Origin of the sequence: Fructobacillus broussonetiae, from assembly GCF_018437275.1 — a bacterium.
In the GTDB taxonomy this organism is placed as follows: domain Bacteria; phylum Bacillota; class Bacilli; order Lactobacillales; family Lactobacillaceae; genus Fructobacillus; species Fructobacillus broussonetiae.
The window spans coordinates 139634-155507 of sequence record NZ_JAAMFK010000002.1 but is presented as its reverse complement, the minus strand read 5'-3'; the positions used below and the strand labels follow the sequence as shown (position 1 = coordinate 155507).

The window sequence follows — 15874 nt, the reverse complement described above, 5'->3', positions numbered from 1 at the left end:
CGTTCTTACAAATACTTTGCGTCTTCTTCTGGATCTTGAGAAGTCAAGATCTTTGGACCATCCTTTGTGATGGCCAACGTGTGTTCGTACTGAGCAGACCATGAACCGTCGATTGTACGAACCGTCCAACCGTCTTCTGGGGTTTCGTCTGTTTCAACTTCCCAGCCGCCCATGTTCACCATTGGTTCGATGGTGATGGTCATTCCTTCCTTCAAGCGCAAACCGTGTCCGGCTTTACCGAAGTGAGGGATTTGTGGATCTTCGTGCATCGTTGGACCGACACCGTGACCGATGTATTGACGGACATTTCCATAACCCATTTCATCGGAAACGTACTTGTCGATGGCAGCACCGATGTCACCAACACGGTTACCGACAACCGCTTGGTCGATTCCAAGGTAGAGTCCCTTCTTGGCCACTTCCATGAGCTTCTTAACTTCTGGTGAAACTTCACCAACGGCATATGACCAAGCAGAGTCAGAAACGGCGCCGTCCAAGCCGACAACCGTATCAACTTTAACTAAGTCACCGTTCTTCAACTTCAAGCCCTTACGAGGCAATCCGTGGGCCACTTCGCTGTTAACAGAGACCGTCACGGCATACTTGAAGCCTTCGAAACCGATTTGCAAAGGAACACCACCGTGGTCTTCGATGTAGGCCTTACACTTGGTTTCAATTTCCCAAGTATCCAGACCGGGCTTAATTAAATCGCGAAGCATGTGGTGCATGCCGGCGATAATGGCTCCGGACTTGCGCATGGCTTCAATTTCACGTGGTGACTTCAAACTAATCATGAATGACTCCTTCTAAAACTTTAACTTGCTTTATTATATCATTTTAGAGAAAGTTTTGAGCCCTGACCCGCCCGCCTTTTTGCCTTTATCACGTTGACTTTTCCCACAGTGACTCCCATAATAGATATAACGTTAAAGCAAAACACGAATTGAAAAGGAGTGTGTCTCATATGAAGAACTTTTTGCTAGGTGCATCATTGTTTGGTAACGCCGCATTGGCCTACCTCTTGTTGAAGGACGACGACCGCGTCGCCGACTGGAAGGACAAGGCAGGAGACATGGTTGAAACTGGTAAGGCCAAGGGCCAAGACTTCGTTTCATACGGTAAGCAAAAGGCATCTGACTTGGGCGAAGCCGGTAAGGAAAAGTTCAACGCAGTGAAGAAAGAAGCAACTGCTAAGAAGAACGAAGCTGCCGACTCATTGGATTCACAACTTTCAGAATTGAAGAACCGTGCTGAAGAAGCCGCTTCAAAGTAATTTTATAAAAACAAAAAGCGGAGCCAGATGGCTCCGCTTTTTTTATTTGCTCTTACTTCCAAAACATCAACCAATGCTTCAAGAATAGATTTTCATCCGCGGGGATTTCACTTTCTTGGTTGGTCAATGGGATTTTGTAGTCGGACGCTGTAATTCCCTTTAAGTAGTCAGCCTTTAAGTTAGGGCCAACGTACTTCACAATGGCATCATCATCCACTTCGTCCGTGTTGGCCCGCTTAACCGTTTCAAAGGTCAACTTGCCCTTTTCGGACTTCTTCATCCAGTAGCTACGCTTTTCCTTTGCGACCAAGTGGCTGTAACCAGATTCGGCCCAGGCGTTCTTTGCTAATCCTTGACCCGGAACCTTGCTCTTTTCATTAACCACTTCGTTTTTAAAGTTGTCTTCGACCTGGTTCACGATGTCAGTCGTAATCTGGTAGCGTTCAAATGAATCCGTATACTTTCCGGCACCGGAAACAACGGTGATGAACTCGTGACCGTCCTTGTCTTTAATCAAGCCAGTCAAGGCACCACCCGTATCAGGTGTCGATCCCGTCTTCATTCCTTCAAAAGTCAGGCCCTTTGGATTGTTCAACTTGTCCTTGATTTCGCGGCTGTACTTACCACCTTCGGCTAACTTGATCTTTGTCTTTGTCGTATCACCGTTTGGTGAGTAAACCAAACCAAGTTTCTCGTAGTAACCACGGATGTCAGGATAGTCCTGCAAGATACGGTAAGCCAAAATGGCCAAGTCACGTGGCGTTGCCATGTTTTCCGCCTTCTTCTTAGCGGACTTTACTTCATAGTCGAAGGCGTCTTCGTTCACCTGACCAGCGGCGTTATACCAAGTTGAATCATCCAAGTCCAGCTTCTTTGCCCAACGTTGCAAGAATTCCTGCTGGCTTTCGTCCTTGTTCTTCACGTAATCGGCCAATGCCAAGGAAGCATCGTTAGCCGAAGCCAGGAACATGGCGTTGAAGAGTTCCTTCACCGTCAACGTTTCGCCTTCGTGAATATCCAAGTGGGCATAAGTATCAATGTCTTTGGAAGACCAGTCAGAAGACTTCGTAATCTTAACTGGCGTCGACCACTCAAACTTACCGTCATCAATTCCCTGCAGGGTCGCATAGGCGGTGAGCATCTTACTCTGGGAAGCAATTCCAATCTTTTGGTCAGGGTTCTTTGAACCAAGGATCTGACCGGTTTGAGCGTCAATCACCAAGGCGTTTCGAGCTGACGTTTTCAGCTTCAACGGTTCCCCATCCGCCTTGTTCTTACTTGCCACAACTTGATCGCGATTTTCAAAGAAGGCAACACCAGCAAAAGCGGATGAAGAAACCAACAAGAAAAGCAAAATGCCGGCAAGAATTTTCAAGTTCACCGGACGCTTCTTTGGTTCGTTCACCTGATGCCGGGTATAGGTTGGCAGGTTTCCAAGGGAGTACGGTTCCTTCTTTTTAAATGGCCACTTAAAATTCATAATAATTCTTCTTAATCTTATCCCGAAAAAAGCCGGGTTTATACCTTTTTAAACTAATTATCTTACTAAATTAGTATAGCAAAGATAAAGCTTATCTTTGTTTCAAGAACCTTAATAAAGCGTAAAGGTTCCGTCATTTTAAGTTGATTTTAATGAAAGGTAAACTGACAATCTTTCAAAATTGTTTTCAAGGTCGAATTTCGTTATAATAATGTGAGTTTGCGCCTATAGTTTAACAGGATAAAACGGGGACCTCCTAAGTCTTTGCTCCCAGTTCGAGTCTGGGTTGGCGCATAATGCAAAAGCCCTTGTCCATCGTGGATAAGGGCTTTTTTGTTATCGAAGAATAATACCGGAAAATTCTCGAACGGCATCCCAATAATAACCATCGGGCCCTTTTTCCTTCTCCTCCTTTTCGTTTCTAGCTCGTAAAATAGCCGTTTCACGCCTAAGCTCTTCTAAATCTCTTTCAAATCTTTCTTGATCGTTCATGTTTGTTCTCCTCTTTTTTCTTTAGTGTCGCGATTAATTTTTTTAATTGTACATAGTCAGTTTCATCATTTTCCTTTATTTTCATCTCAAAACTGGTTTCTGCAAAGGCCATGATCTGCTTTTCAATAATCGGCAGGACGATTTCAATATCAACGACTCGGTAATTGAGATACAGAGATAAATACTCTAACTTATTAAAATATTTTTTCATCTGTAATTTTTCCTCGACGTGCCAATAGATTTCTTTTTCAGCCTCGTCTATTTGATGTTGATGAATCCTTTCTTTGGATTTATCGCCATACAGCGCTTGTTTCTTTTTCCTAATTTCGGCAAGATACATGTCATTTAATCGCTTTATTTCTTGTCGCCAATCGCTCTCAAACTTCTCCAAGAATAGAATCGACTGCAATACCCGTTCTCTTTTCTTATCCTCCTCTCGATCACACACGTTTTTGTGATAAACCACTAGGGCAATAAAAATCCCCAAGGGGTTAACAATTTGTGCCAGTTCAACCAACACGGGAAGCACTTCCCTTACTTGCTGCATCGATTTCTCCTTTCCATGCAGCAACTCCCCCATTTACACCTTCACTATCACCTTCTTCAACACCTTCGTCAATCTTTTTCAACCTTTCATGTCGTTTAGGTCACGCAAAAGCCCCAAATAAAAAAAGCCATCCGAAATGGATGGCTTTTTCGCACTGTTAATCATTCTTTTTTACGAGCACACGGCCCACGGCCATGACAATCAAGCCGTTCATCACCACTTCAAAAACGAAGTTAAAGGCCAGAACAGAAACGAGCCAGAAGAGCAAGTTGTGACTTGGAATCCCATAGGCGTTTGTTGGCAAAATCGTAAGCGACAACCAAGCGAATAGAATGGCGAAAGCGGTATTAATCAAGGCGGACATGGCCCCGAGTGAAAAGAGACGTAGGCTAGACGTTTTGTTTTGGAGGAAACGTTTCGCTACAAGTCCGATAATCAACCCGACTAAAATCCGGGGCACGTAGGCAATCACTGGATTTGAAAAGAGCAAGGCCCCAAATGTACCGGGGTGCAACAAGGCTCGAACAAAAGAAAAGGATGCCCAGAAAAAGGCCACGATCATCCCCGGCTTTGCGCCCAAGACAATCGCTGCCAACGAAACGGTTGCCGGCAAAATAACGGCTGAGGCACCAACAAAGAAAGCTCCCAGCGGAACGTATCCTAAGAATGGCACGGCCGACTGCAACAAGATGATGGCAACGAAAATAGTCGTTGCCACAAATTTTTGGTTCTTCGTATTCGTATTCATCCGAAATCTCCTAACATCAATGCTAAGAGTATAGCGAGCTGGCTTGGGCCTGTCAACTCGCTTATTTAAAAAAACACTTAGAACTGCAAGAGCAAACGGTTCAGACGTGGGGCGTAGATGTCACCAAAGCGAACGAAGTGCATCAAGATGTAGTAGAACTCATACCAATTAAACCGGTCTTCATAGCCTTCTTCCAATGGGTATGCCTTTTCATAGGCTTCGTAGAAAGCCTTACCAAATCCAGGAAATACCTTTGAAACGACAAGGTCATATTCACGGTCTCCGTAGAAGGCGTTTGGGTCGATAAAGACGGGTTGACCCTTTTCATCAAACATAAAGTTTCCCGCCCATAGGTCACCGTGCAAGAGTGATGGCTTTACGTTTTTGGCGTGTTCATCGTTTAAGATGGTCTTCTTCAAGTTATCGAAGTGATCACCACGCTGTGTTAACCAAAAGCCCTTCTTGATTGCTTGTTGCATTAATGGTTCAAGACGACGGTGAACAAAGAATTCCGCCCATGAATCCGTCCAAGTGTTATCCTTTGGAACGGCGTCGTATTCGTTTGACAGGTCAAAGCCACACTTTTCACCCTTTTCCTGGTGCAAGACAGCCAGAGCACGTCCTAAGTCACCTTGGTTGGCCGGACCGTTTGAGACCCATGACAAAAGTAGGTAAGCAAAGCCGCGGTTCTCCCCTTGCTTAATTACTTTTGGCACCGTCACAGAATGGCCCAAGGCTTTAAGAGAAGCAACCTCTGAATCAAAGTAATGCTTATCTTGATTTGGTTGCACCTTCAAGAAGTAGCGTTTGTTTCCGGAATAAATCGAAAAGGCCCAGTTGACATCCCCACCAGATACTGGCTTTAAGTCGTGTGGATCTTGCAAATTTAACCGGGTCACAAAGTCAGGACCTAGGTCATGAGCACGTTCTGCTTTCAGCATAAAAAACCTCCTAAAATAAATAAAAAACAGCCCCCGAAATTAATCGAAAGCTGTTTTTGAGCAAAAAAGGGCCTTAGCTGTTACTTGGTCTACTAAAAATTCGAGCGAAGTACATTCAGACATAAAGCCTCCTATCTACTTCAACTCTACCACAGATAAGAAAGCCGGAACAACGCTTTTTATTACATTTGCATTAAAAAGCGCTGTAATGGCGGCAACTTAGCTGTTTACTCGGCCGAGATTGTCTTTTTCTTTTAGGTTGTTATTGGCGCGGTCAAGAATGGTTTGACCATCAACCGGCGTGATCTTTCCGTTTTCGTAAACGGTTTCCAAAAGATCCTTACCAGGGGTTCCCTGTGGGACCGTTTGCAAGCGACCAGCTTCATCGACGATGACCTTAAGCAAACCAGACTTCGACGCCTTTGTTGGATCCGTCTTTGGCTGCTTCTTGATGTCCAGGTCTTCTCCCTCGTTCGTGTGGGCGTAGGCCGCCTTGATGGCAAAGCGTTCCGTATCGCGGGTAAAGCCTTCTTGAAGAAGGCCACCACCGGAACCAACCACCAAGTTGTCCGTTGACCAACCACGTTCAATCAAAGCTTCGTAAAGCTTGATGATGGTGTCGGCCTTCATACCGTCCCCTTGAATCAAACCAACGTTATGCTTCAAAACCTTGTAGCCCTTTTCGTTGACTTCGGTTCCAAAGATTTCGGCCAAGATGTCCAAGACGGCCAAGTCCATGGTGATTGGATCACCGGAATCGGGCCGGAGGACAACGCGTCCGGGACGGTTCTTAATGCGTTCAACCATTTCTTTTGAACCCACAACGTGGCGAACAAAGTTAAAGGTATCGTAGGAATCAATCACAATTGAAACGGGTACTTCGTCTGGTGTGCGATCCAACTGGGCGTTTAAGTAATCAAACTCCCCTTGTCCTGAACCATAAGCGGTTGCGACAGAGTGTTCCGTTGCCCAGATGGATTGTCCACGTCCTGGGATGCCATAGACGCGTTCAAAGTACGTGGAGGCAGCCAGGTTATCGGATCCACGGAAGTGAAGCAAGTGCGCTGCCCCTCCGCGTTGACCAGACTCAAGTGACGTGGCCCCACGGAGACCAAAGTCGTTGACCATCAGTGGCAAAGCGTCAGTCGTTCCTGCCTTTTCAACGAGTGGCAGAAGACGTTTCTTAATGTAAAGCGAGTTTGTGGCAATCGTTGTTGGGTACCAAACGTGCATCAGCATCACTTCGAGTGCGTTCAAAGACGTGGCGAACCAGTCTTCTGTCGACTCGATGGTGAAAAGCGCGGTTCCGGTTGGCACTTCCAGCCCTTCTGGCAAGGCCTTGATGCGAACTGGGAAGTGGCCCAAGTCACGGACCTTTTCCCAAACGGAACGGTTAAAGTAGGCCTTTGTTCCAAAGGTTTCTTCGGCGACCTTTTCGGCTTCGTCAATCATTTCCGTTGTCACGGGCGTGTTGAAGTAGTCGTGCAAGATCATCGAGAGTCCGAACCAAGAAACGGTTGGGAACTTTCCACCAACACGCGCTTCCCCGTATGAGTAAAGCTTGTTGATGTTTTGTGGATACTGCAAGTGGTGCGTCAACTTGTAAGCATCAGTTGCTAGGATCAAATTCATCATGGTATTTCTCCTCTTTGTTTTTATGCAGAGCCGTAGATGGATAAACGCTCTGTTTGGAATGAATTCCAATACCTGTACAATCTAAGGCATTTCACCCATTATAACTGACTTGCGCGTATTTATAAAACAAAGAACGGCATTGCGTGATTTTAGAGCATAAAAGCAGGCATCACCCTTTTAAACTTTTTTGACTCACAGTAACAAGCAGCGTTCCATCGAACAAGTTTGCTCAAAAGAAAAGCGCTTGGCATGATGTTATGCCAAGCGCGTTTTTCTATGATTTATTTCTTCTTTTTCAAAACGGTCTTCAACACCGCGATAATGGATGGCAACAACGTCACGAAGACGATTCCCAAAATAATCGCTGAGAAGTGTTCTGCCACAAACGGGATGTTTCCGAAGAGTGCACCCGCTCCCGTCATCAAAAATGACCATGAGAACGCAGCAATCGTCGTGTATTCCACGAAGCGGCGGAAGTTGAACGCTGAAAGCCCTGCCACGAACGGCACGAAGGTACGGATGATTGGGATGTAACGTCCCATGATCACTGCAACCCCTCCGTGCTTCTTAAAGAAGGCCTCGGCGTCTTCGATGTGCTGTCCCTTAATCAAGACTGAGAAAGGCTTCTTTTCCAAGAGCGGACGTCCACCCTTCCGTGCGATCAAGTAGTTCGTCAAATCACCGGTCATTGCGGCGACGAAGAAGAATACCATGAACACCCAGTGGTTCAATCCCGCAGCTTGTCCAGCTGGCGTCATTGAAATGGCACCGGCCGCAAAAAGCAATGAGTCTCCTGGAAGGAAAGGCAGCACGATGGCACCCGTTTCAACCAGGATAATGGCGAACAAAATCAAGTACGTCCAAGCACCGAAGTGTTGAACCAAGTTCGCGATGTGTGCGTCAATGTGCAAAATAAAGTTAATTAAAGTTGCCAAAAGAGGTCTCCAATATTGTATGTGTTAGATTCATAAGTCAAACCCGGTCAGGCTTAGGCTTACTTTTCGAGGACGTTTTCCTTTGGTTGGAAGTATGAAATCAGTCCGAAAACCACCAACCAAACCGTTGAACCAATGGCTGGAATCACAGATCCTTCGTTGAAGAACAACGTCACGTAAACAAAGACGAAGAAGATTGCTGCCATTGGGACAACAAGCTTTGGCGCCTTCACCAAGAAGCCGTCTGGCATGTAGTCCGATGACTTTCGGTACTGCCAGTAGGTCCACAAAATCATGATGTAAATCATCAAGAACATGTCCGTTGCCGCTGACGTCACAAAGACGAAGGCGTCAGAGATTTGTGGAATTGATGAAAAGACTGGTGAAGCCATTGAAATCAAAGCAGAGAACAAGATGGCGTTTGCCGGCAAGTTACGCTTTGACTGCTTTGCAAATGGCTTCAAGAACTTAGCGCGTGATTCCTTTGCCAATGAGTAGAAGTTACGTCCCGTTGAGAACAGGATGGAGTTGAATGATGAAGCGGCAGCCGTCAAAACAACGAAGTTGATGATGGCTGCGGCACCCTTCAAGCCAACCAATTCAAAGACCATAACAAATGGTGATTGGTGGGCAGGAATCTGCTTCCATGGGTAAATCGTCATGATAACGAACAAAGCACCCAAGTAGAAGAAGAGCACACGGAAAGGAATCTGGTTGATTGCCTTTGGCAAAATCTTACGTGGTTCCTTTGTTTCTGCAATCGTCATTCCGATGAATTCCATTCCAACGAAGGCAAACATGACCATCTGGAAGGCGTTCACGAAGTTACCCAAACCATTTGGAAGCAAACTGAAGTGTCCGAAGAAGTTTCCGAATTCCACGTGACCAATTGGTGTTTCGAAGTGGCCAAAGGCCATCATCAAACCAGTCACGATCAAAGCCAAGATGGCCACGATCTTAATCATTGAGAACCAGAATTCCATTTCCCCGAAGAGTGAAACGGCAATCAGGTTAACCCCGGCCAACACGACCAAGAAGATGATTTGAATGGCCCATTCCGGCATCGATGGGAACCAGAACTGCACGTACTTTCCGATGGCGGTTAATTCGGCCATTCCGAAGAAAATCAGCGTCACCCAGTAGGTCCACCGGGCAAAGAAACCGACACGGTTTCCGAGGTACTTCGTCATGTAGGCGATAAAGGTTGGCTTCGTTGGGTCTTGGTAGAGCATTTCACCCATGGCACGCATCATGACAAACATCATGAATCCGATGATGGCGTAAACCAACAAGATGGCCGGACCGGCGTAATGAATGGAATTACCAGCTCCCATGAAGAGTCCGGTACCAATCGTTCCACCGATGGCAATCAGTTGGATATGACGATTTTGCAAGCCCTTTGAAGCCTTGGGTTCGTCAACTGTTTGGTTTTCCTTTGACATATTATTCCCCTTGATTCTTTATAACAGAAGACAGCTAGTCAAGTTGTCTAGCTGCCTTCATTCGTTTTTCAAATTATGCTTGTTCTTCGTCAGGACGAGAGTAGCGGGCAACATCATCCAAGACTAATTGCTTGAATTCATCTTGTGACATTGAAGTTGTCTCTTGTTCTCCGTAACGACGAACCGTTACCGTGCCATTATCCGCTTCTTGATCACCCAAGACAAGCGTGTATGGCGTCTTCTTCGTTTGCGCATCACGGATTAAGTAACCCATCTTTGCAGAACGAGTATCCACGTTAGCACGCAACCCAGCTTCGGCCAATTGCTTTTGAATCTTCTTAGCGTATGGGCCGTGGGCTTCGGCGTTAACTGGAATAATTTGTACTTGCAACGGTGCCAACCAAGTTGGGAAGGCACCCTTGTAGATTTCAATCAAGTAAGCCGTGAAGCGTTCCATGGTACCAACGATACCACGGTGCAACATCACTGGACGGTGGTTGTCTTGTCCGTCTTCACCGACGTAAGTCAAGTTGAAGCGTTCAGGCAACAAGAAGTCCAACTGAATGGTTGAGAGCGTTTCTTCACCACCCAGGGCCGTCTTCGTTTGGATGTCCAACTTAGGACCGTAGAAGGCGGCTTCACCAGGTGCTTCGAAGTAGTCCAAGCCCATGTCATCCATGGCACGCTTCAACTGTGCCTGGGACTTTTCCCACATTTCGTCATCGTCGAAGTACTTTGACGTGTTTTCAGGGTCACGGTATGACAAACGGAAACGGTAGTCCGTGATGTCAAAGTCCTTGTAAACACCCATCGTCATCTTCAAGATGGACTTAAATTCTTCTTCCAACTGGTCAGGTGCAACGAACGTGTGACCGTCGTTCAACGTCATTTCACGAACACGTGAAAGGCCCGTCAACGCACCGGACTTCTCGTAACGGTGCATCATACCAAGTTCCGCGATACGAAGTGGCAAGTCACGGTATGAACGTGGCTTGTGTTGGTAAACGGAAATGTGTGAAGGACAGTTCATTGGACGAAGTTCCAAGAATTCCCCGTCACCCATGTCCATTGGTGGGAACATGTCTTCACGGTAGTGATCCCAGTGACCAGAAGTCTTGTACATGTTCAAGTTTGAAAGGACTGGCGTGTAAACGTGCAAGTAGTCGTTGGCCAATTCCTTGTCCACGATGTAGCGTTCGACTTGGCGACGGATTGTGGCACCGTTTGGCAACCAAACAGGCAATCCGGAACCAACCTTTTGGCTCGTGAAGAACAAGTCCAAGTCACGACCAATGTTACGGTGGTCGCGTTCCTTCATTTCAGCACGGCGCTTCAAGTCAGCATCCAAGTCCTCTGCAGTCCACCATGCCGTTCCGTAGATACGTTGCATGACGTTGTTGTCTGAGTTACCGCGCCAGTATGAACCGGCAACAGAAACCAACTTGAAGTGCTTGATCAAACCAGTTGATGGTACCAAACCACCACGGTCCAATTCGACGTGTTCACCTTGAACAGCAACGGAAATCTTTTCGTCTGCCGGCAAGTCGTTGATGAGTTCAATCTTGTAAGGATCGTCTTTGAACATTTCCAAAGGTTCGTCACGGGAAACTTCGTGTGACAAGATTGGCAAGTCTTCCTTCACAATCTTCTTCATCATCGCTTCGATTTCAGGAAAGTCTTCCACTGAAACTTGGTTCCCGGCACCGTTATCCGTGTCGTAGTAGAAACCGTTTTCGATGGCAGGTCCAACACCGAAGTGCACGTTTGCAAACTTTGGCAAACGACGCATGGCTTGGGCGAGCAAGTGAGCTGCTGAGTGGTTCAACAACTTCAAGCCTTCTTCGTCAGATTTTGTGATTAATTCAAAGTCACCGGATTCGGTGATGGAATCGTGCATCCCAACGTACTGCCCGTTCACCTTAGCGGAAACGGACTTCTTTGCCAATGACTTGGCAATTGAAGATGCCACTTCGATTGGCTTGACGCCTTCTTCAAAGGACTTCTTGGCCCCATCAGGGAAAGTTAATGTAATTTCAGCCATATTCCTTGCCTTCTTTCTTTTCTCTCTTGCTAATGATTCAAACGTGAAAAACGATAAGATTGGGCGCCTTTTGTGCAGGGGTCAAAGCCCTTGCTGCAGCGACGAAAAAGAAAAACGCCCCTCGTGCTTAAAAAAGCACAAGGGACGTTTGACCGTGGTACCACCCAGATTCTCTGAGATAAACTCAGACTCTTAAACGTTTAACGGTGTTACCCGGGCCTGGTTTCATTCCTTACTTCCAAGCCATTCAGAGGTAGTCTCTGTTAACGTCCACACTAACTCTCACCAGCCGTTAGCTCTCTTTAGAGGTTTCGTTAACCAAGTTGTCCTCATCAGCAATTTATTAGATTAATTATAGCACAGTTTTAAAAGCGCTGGCAATTGCTTACTTTGCGTCTTTCAAGACTTGGGCCAAGGCCTCACGGGCAACGTCGTCGTGGTCCAAGATGCCGTGATCGTATACGTTTTGCAAGGCTTCAACTTGCTTTTGTGATAATGCCATGGTTCATCCCCCTTGTTATTTGTCCCTATTATAGGGCAGTCGTTCTAAAAAAACCACCCTTAATGACATGGCTTTTATAAAAGTCAGAGGCAAACCAGGCCAACAATTGCCGCCTTCCTTGCTATAATAGAGAAAACGCCTTAAAGGAGCGAGTACATGTCATCATCCAATTTAACCGCCACGGTGGTCTTTGCGACAATCACTGGAAACAACGAAGCGGTTGCCGACATTCTGGTTAAACAGCTCGAAGAAGCCGGTGTTGAAGTCGAAAAGGCCGAAATGTCACAGAGCGAACCAGAAGACTTGCAAGAAAAAGACCTCGCCTTCTTGGTCCCTTACACCTACGACGAGGGTTCTTTGCCAGACGAGGGCTTGGACTACTTCGATGACTTAAAGAACTTGGACCTCAAAAACCTGGTTTACGGCATCGCTGGTTCCGGTGACAACTTCTACGAGGGCTACTACTGCTTGGCCTTAGACAAGTTCGAAGAACGAATGCAAGAAACGGGCGCAAAAGAAGCTGGCCCGCTTGTTCGAATTAACCTCTACCCCGCAAAGCGTGACGAAGACAAGCTTGCCACATTGGTCGATGCGTCATTAGAAGCCGTTAAAAAATAAGCCTCACGGCATAAAAAAAGCAAAGCCCCGAAAAGGGCTTTGCTTTTTTGTTTTAACAAATTAGTCCGCCGTCGTGTAAACAGCCAAAACGTCTTCGTTGTCTTCCAATTCGTCGACCAACTTATCAATCTTTTCGCGGTCTTCATCAGAAATGCTCATTGGGTTTTGAGCGATCATCGTCACTTCAGATTCGGCCAAGTCGTAGCCCGCTTCCGTCAACGCAGCTTCAACTGCTTGGAAGTCTGAAGGTTCCGTGTAAATTTCAAACGCTTCGTCTGAAGTTTGCACGTCTTCGGCCCCTGCTTCCAAAGCAGCTTCCAAAATCGTGTCTTCATCCAAATCTGGGTTTTCAGCACGGTCGATCGCAAAGTATCCCTTACGGTCGAACTGGAAAGCCACAGAACCAGAAGTTCCAAGTGAACCTCCGAAGTGCTTGAATGAGTTACGTACAGATGAAACCGTACGGTTAATGTTGTCCGTTGATGCTTCCACCAACACGGCAACTCCAGCCGTTCCGTAACCTTCGTACGTTACTTCTTCGAACTTTTGACCACCGGCACCAGACGCCTTATCCAACGCACGTTGGATGTTGTCCTTTGGCATGTTGGCAGCCTTCGCCTTATCAACGACCAAACGAAGTGAGGCGTTCATTTCGGGATCAGCACCGCCAGCCTTTGCTGCAACATATAAGTCGTGCGCAAGCTTTTGGAAAATCTTTCCACGCTTAGCATCTTGGGCGTTTTTACGACCTTGAATGTTATGCCATTTACTGTGTCCTGACATTGTGTCTTCTCCTTAAAATTAAAAATCTTACTTATTGTATCAAAGTAAGGGCGCAATTGCTAGGAAATCGCCCGACTTTGCCCTTTTTGGCACAAATTAAAAAGTCCCCGGCAAACCGGGGGCCTTTTCATTCAACGTTTTCACTTCTATTCTTCAACGAAGTGTGCCTTCAACAAGCGGGACGCCATGAAGACGAGCGAACCAACAATCAAGCTAGCCGCCGTCACGTCAGACAACCAGTGGGCACCGTAGCGCACACGGCTCAGGGCAATGGTAATCGCCAAAACGATACCAAGCGTTGTAAAAATCCGTTGGAACAAACGGTTGTCACGCGTGAAGTAAAACGGCAAGTACAGCATCATCCAACCCGAGGTCGTGTGACCGGACGGGAATGATACGTGGCCGTTTGAACCGTTTGGATGGAACCAAGGCGTAAACTGGCTGAAGTTGCCGTCCATTTCAAATGGACGCCAGCGTCCCCAGTGCAACTTGAGGTCTCCAATGACAAAGGAAACCACGAAGAACAAAGCGATTCCGACGATGGCTGCGTTCTTTAAATACTCGAGGTCGTCGTCATTCTTGTTTCGAAGGCCAAGGTAGAACAGAACGGAAATCACGGCCGTGACCGCGAGGGAAAACAGGAAGGCACCAGGCTTTGGATCAGGTACGTGCTTCGTTGTTCCGTTAATGAACGTGGCCAGGGTGTAACCAAAGTACCCGTTCAAACCAAAGAGTATCTGGCCCATGGAAAGGCCGAGGAAACCAGTGGTCATGAAGAACTTCAGCACCTTGCCTCCCATCTTAAAGAAGGAATACCAAGCAAGAAGCTGGAAGGCCACGAACAACACAATGTTAGGCCCCTTCGTTCCATACACTTGGAAGAAGTGACCGAAGTCAGACGACCGGTCCATCACGGCTTTGGTGATGTTCTGGTCAAAGAAAGCAGCGATGAGTAAGGTAACAAAGCCTACACTCAAAAAGAGGGTGAGAAGGAGCTTTTCAATCGGACGAGTTTTAAAGGGTTCATCCTGATAAAGCGTACTTCTCGAAACAGCAGGGGTATGATTCGGGTTTGGCATAGCAAAATCTCCTTATTTACTAACAATTTCATTATATCCGGTATATTCTCCTTTGAACAGGTACAAACAAACGGTTTTTGTATAATATTAGCGAACAATTATACATATTGTTCGTTTTTATATCGAAAAGTCGAACAAAAACCGATGGTCCGAAACTTATCCTTGTCAGAACATTCGGCAAACGATATAATAATTATTGTTTTTAGCCGCTGTGGCGGAACTGGCAGACGCGTACCGTTCAGGTCGGTATGGAGATTTCTCCGTGCAGGTTCGATTCCTGTCAGCGGCATATAAAAACACGGACCAGACAGTGATGTCTGGTTTTTTTGTACCTAAAATTGGCCGGGCGTCTCACCCTGACAACTTCAAACAGCCCTCTTTCCTTTTAATCACTACACCTTGCGCCGCTCTCTTATCAGTTTTATACTAGAAAAAGTACATTTAGTTTTGAAGTATTATAAGTTAAACAGATAAGGATTTTATTTTTCATCATGGCAGATTACTGGCAGCACTTTCTCTTCCTACTACCAATTGGAATCTTAGCCGGAATCGTCTCCACGACGGCCGGCCTCGCCTCCTTGGTTTCCTACCCCGCCTTGCTCGCGGTCGGGATTCCACCACTCTTTGCAAACGTCACGAACACGGCGGCGCTTGTCATGACTGGTTTGGGCGCAACGGTTTCCTCCCACAAGGAACTGGGTGAACACAAGAAGGAACTGGTTAAGATTCTCCCCTTCACCCTTGGAGGTTCGATCATCGGTGCCTGGCTGCTGTTGGCTGCACCGGCTTCGACTTTTGAAAAAGCCGTCCCATTCTTCGTGTTGGTCGCCGGTCTCTTGTTGCTCTCACAGGTGAACAAGAACCCGCACTCCGACATGGACCTCACCCGAAAAGACAACATCGAAGACGATGATCACAAACCCGTCTACCGGGTCGTGGTTTCCATCGGAATCACGCTCGTCGGCATGTACTGCGGTTACTTCGGTGCCGCCGGTGGTGTGTTGCTCCTGGCCATCCTTTCAGCCACGACGACGATGCCGTTTTCTTCATACAACGCCTTGAAGAACCTGTCACTCGGTGGTGCTAACTTAATTGCTACTGTGATTTACATGTTCTCATCGCACATCTACTGGAGTCTCGTCATTCCAATGGGCATCGGCCTCTTCATCGGTGGCTGGATCGGACCACACATCGTTCGCATCATCCCCGAAAAGATCTTGAAGATTATCATCGCCGTGTTGGCCATGGGCCTTTCAGTCGACCTCTTCGTTAAGGCCTACTTCTAAATTTAAAAGCAAAGAAAAAGCCATCCAAAACGGATGGCTTTTTTATGTTGTTTTTTTATGATGAGGCCTATA

General features: G+C 46.7%; 15 protein-coding genes, 2 tRNA genes and 1 other annotated feature. Of the genes, 5 read left to right on the top strand and 12 right to left on the bottom strand.

What is annotated here, in order from left to right; all coding sequences use genetic code 11:
- Positions 1 to 5 precede the first annotated feature (5 nt).
- Positions 6 to 794, bottom strand: coding sequence for a type I methionyl aminopeptidase (gene map, locus G6R29_RS02360; protein ID WP_213808759.1), 789 nt, complete (start codon positions 792 to 794; stop codon positions 6 to 8).
- A gap of 170 nt (positions 795 to 964) precedes the next feature.
- Between map and G6R29_RS02355 the strand changes: the two genes are divergently transcribed.
- On the top strand, positions 965 to 1273 hold the full coding sequence (locus tag G6R29_RS02355) for a hypothetical protein (protein WP_213808758.1): 309 nt from the start codon (positions 965 to 967) through the stop codon (positions 1271 to 1273).
- A 52-nt stretch (positions 1274 to 1325) separates the two neighbouring features.
- Here the strand turns inward: G6R29_RS02355 and G6R29_RS02350 are convergent, their stop codons facing one another.
- Positions 1326 to 2753 (bottom strand): D-alanyl-D-alanine carboxypeptidase family protein, encoded by a 1428-nt coding sequence (locus G6R29_RS02350; protein ID WP_213808757.1) that lies wholly within the window; start codon positions 2751 to 2753, stop codon positions 1326 to 1328.
- Between the two features lie 221 nt (positions 2754 to 2974).
- Between G6R29_RS02350 and G6R29_RS02345 the strand changes: the two genes are divergently transcribed.
- A tRNA-Arg gene (locus G6R29_RS02345) sits at positions 2975 to 3047 on the top strand.
- Positions 3048 to 3089: 42 nt separating this feature from the next.
- On the opposite strand, the gene G6R29_RS02340 is transcribed toward G6R29_RS02345, so the two are convergent.
- The 8 genes from G6R29_RS02340 to thrS all read right to left on the bottom strand — a co-directional run bounded on the left by G6R29_RS02340 (position 3090) and on the right by thrS (position 11534).
- Positions 3090 to 3245, bottom strand: coding sequence for a hypothetical protein (locus G6R29_RS02340; RefSeq protein ID WP_213808756.1), 156 nt, complete (start codon positions 3243 to 3245; stop codon positions 3090 to 3092).
- The gene (locus G6R29_RS02335; RefSeq protein ID WP_213808755.1) at positions 3223 to 3792 is read right to left on the bottom strand and encodes a hypothetical protein; all 570 of its coding nucleotides are present in this window, start codon (positions 3790 to 3792) and stop codon (positions 3223 to 3225) included. Before G6R29_RS02335 ends, G6R29_RS02340 begins: the two co-directional genes overlap by 23 nt.
- A gap of 157 nt (positions 3793 to 3949) precedes the next feature.
- On the bottom strand, positions 3950 to 4540 hold the full coding sequence (locus tag G6R29_RS02330) for an ECF transporter S component (protein ID WP_213808754.1): 591 nt from the start codon (positions 4538 to 4540) through the stop codon (positions 3950 to 3952).
- Between the two features lie 77 nt (positions 4541 to 4617).
- On the bottom strand, positions 4618 to 5481 hold the full coding sequence (locus tag G6R29_RS02325; RefSeq protein ID WP_213808753.1) for a fructosamine kinase family protein: 864 nt from the start codon (positions 5479 to 5481) through the stop codon (positions 4618 to 4620).
- Positions 5482 to 5700: 219 nt separating this feature from the next.
- Positions 5701 to 7116: a nicotinate phosphoribosyltransferase gene (locus G6R29_RS02320; RefSeq protein ID WP_213808752.1), complete on the bottom strand. Its 1416-nt coding sequence runs from the start codon at positions 7114 to 7116 to the stop codon at positions 5701 to 5703.
- Between the two features lie 281 nt (positions 7117 to 7397).
- Entirely contained in the window at positions 7398 to 8051 is a 654-nt protein-coding gene (locus G6R29_RS02315) for a VTT domain-containing protein (protein ID WP_213808751.1), read from the bottom strand.
- 59 nt (positions 8052 to 8110) lie between these two features.
- Complete coding sequence (locus tag G6R29_RS02310) at positions 8111 to 9493, bottom strand: amino acid permease (RefSeq protein ID WP_213808750.1); 1383 nt, start codon at positions 9491 to 9493, stop codon at positions 8111 to 8113.
- 73 nt (positions 9494 to 9566) lie between these two features.
- On the bottom strand, positions 9567 to 11534 hold the full coding sequence (thrS, locus tag G6R29_RS02305) for a threonine--tRNA ligase (protein ID WP_213808749.1): 1968 nt from the start codon (positions 11532 to 11534) through the stop codon (positions 9567 to 9569).
- Positions 11535 to 11671: 137 nt separating this feature from the next.
- Positions 11672 to 11879: a binding site (T-box leader), on the bottom strand.
- Positions 11880 to 12192: 313 nt separating this feature from the next.
- Between thrS and G6R29_RS02300 the strand changes: the two genes are divergently transcribed.
- Positions 12193 to 12654, top strand: coding sequence for a flavodoxin domain-containing protein (locus G6R29_RS02300; protein ID WP_213808748.1), 462 nt, complete (start codon positions 12193 to 12195; stop codon positions 12652 to 12654).
- 60 nt (positions 12655 to 12714) lie between these two features.
- Here the strand turns inward: G6R29_RS02300 and G6R29_RS02295 are convergent, their stop codons facing one another.
- Together G6R29_RS02295 and G6R29_RS02290 are read right to left on the bottom strand one after the other, a co-directional pair.
- A complete protein-coding gene (locus G6R29_RS02295) occupies positions 12715 to 13437 on the bottom strand; it encodes a YebC/PmpR family DNA-binding transcriptional regulator (RefSeq protein WP_213808747.1) in 723 nt (240 codons plus the stop codon).
- Between the two features lie 146 nt (positions 13438 to 13583).
- A complete protein-coding gene (locus tag G6R29_RS02290) occupies positions 13584 to 14516 on the bottom strand; it encodes a phosphatase PAP2 family protein (protein WP_213808746.1) in 933 nt (310 codons plus the stop codon).
- Positions 14517 to 14721: 205 nt separating this feature from the next.
- On the opposite strand from G6R29_RS02290, the gene G6R29_RS02285 reads away from it, so the two are divergent.
- Positions 14722 to 14805: transfer RNA gene (locus tag G6R29_RS02285), tRNA-Leu, on the top strand.
- Positions 14806 to 15007: 202 nt separating this feature from the next.
- On the top strand, positions 15008 to 15802 hold the full coding sequence (locus G6R29_RS02280; RefSeq protein WP_213808745.1) for a sulfite exporter TauE/SafE family protein: 795 nt from the start codon (positions 15008 to 15010) through the stop codon (positions 15800 to 15802).
- Positions 15803 to 15874: the final 72 nt, after the last annotated feature.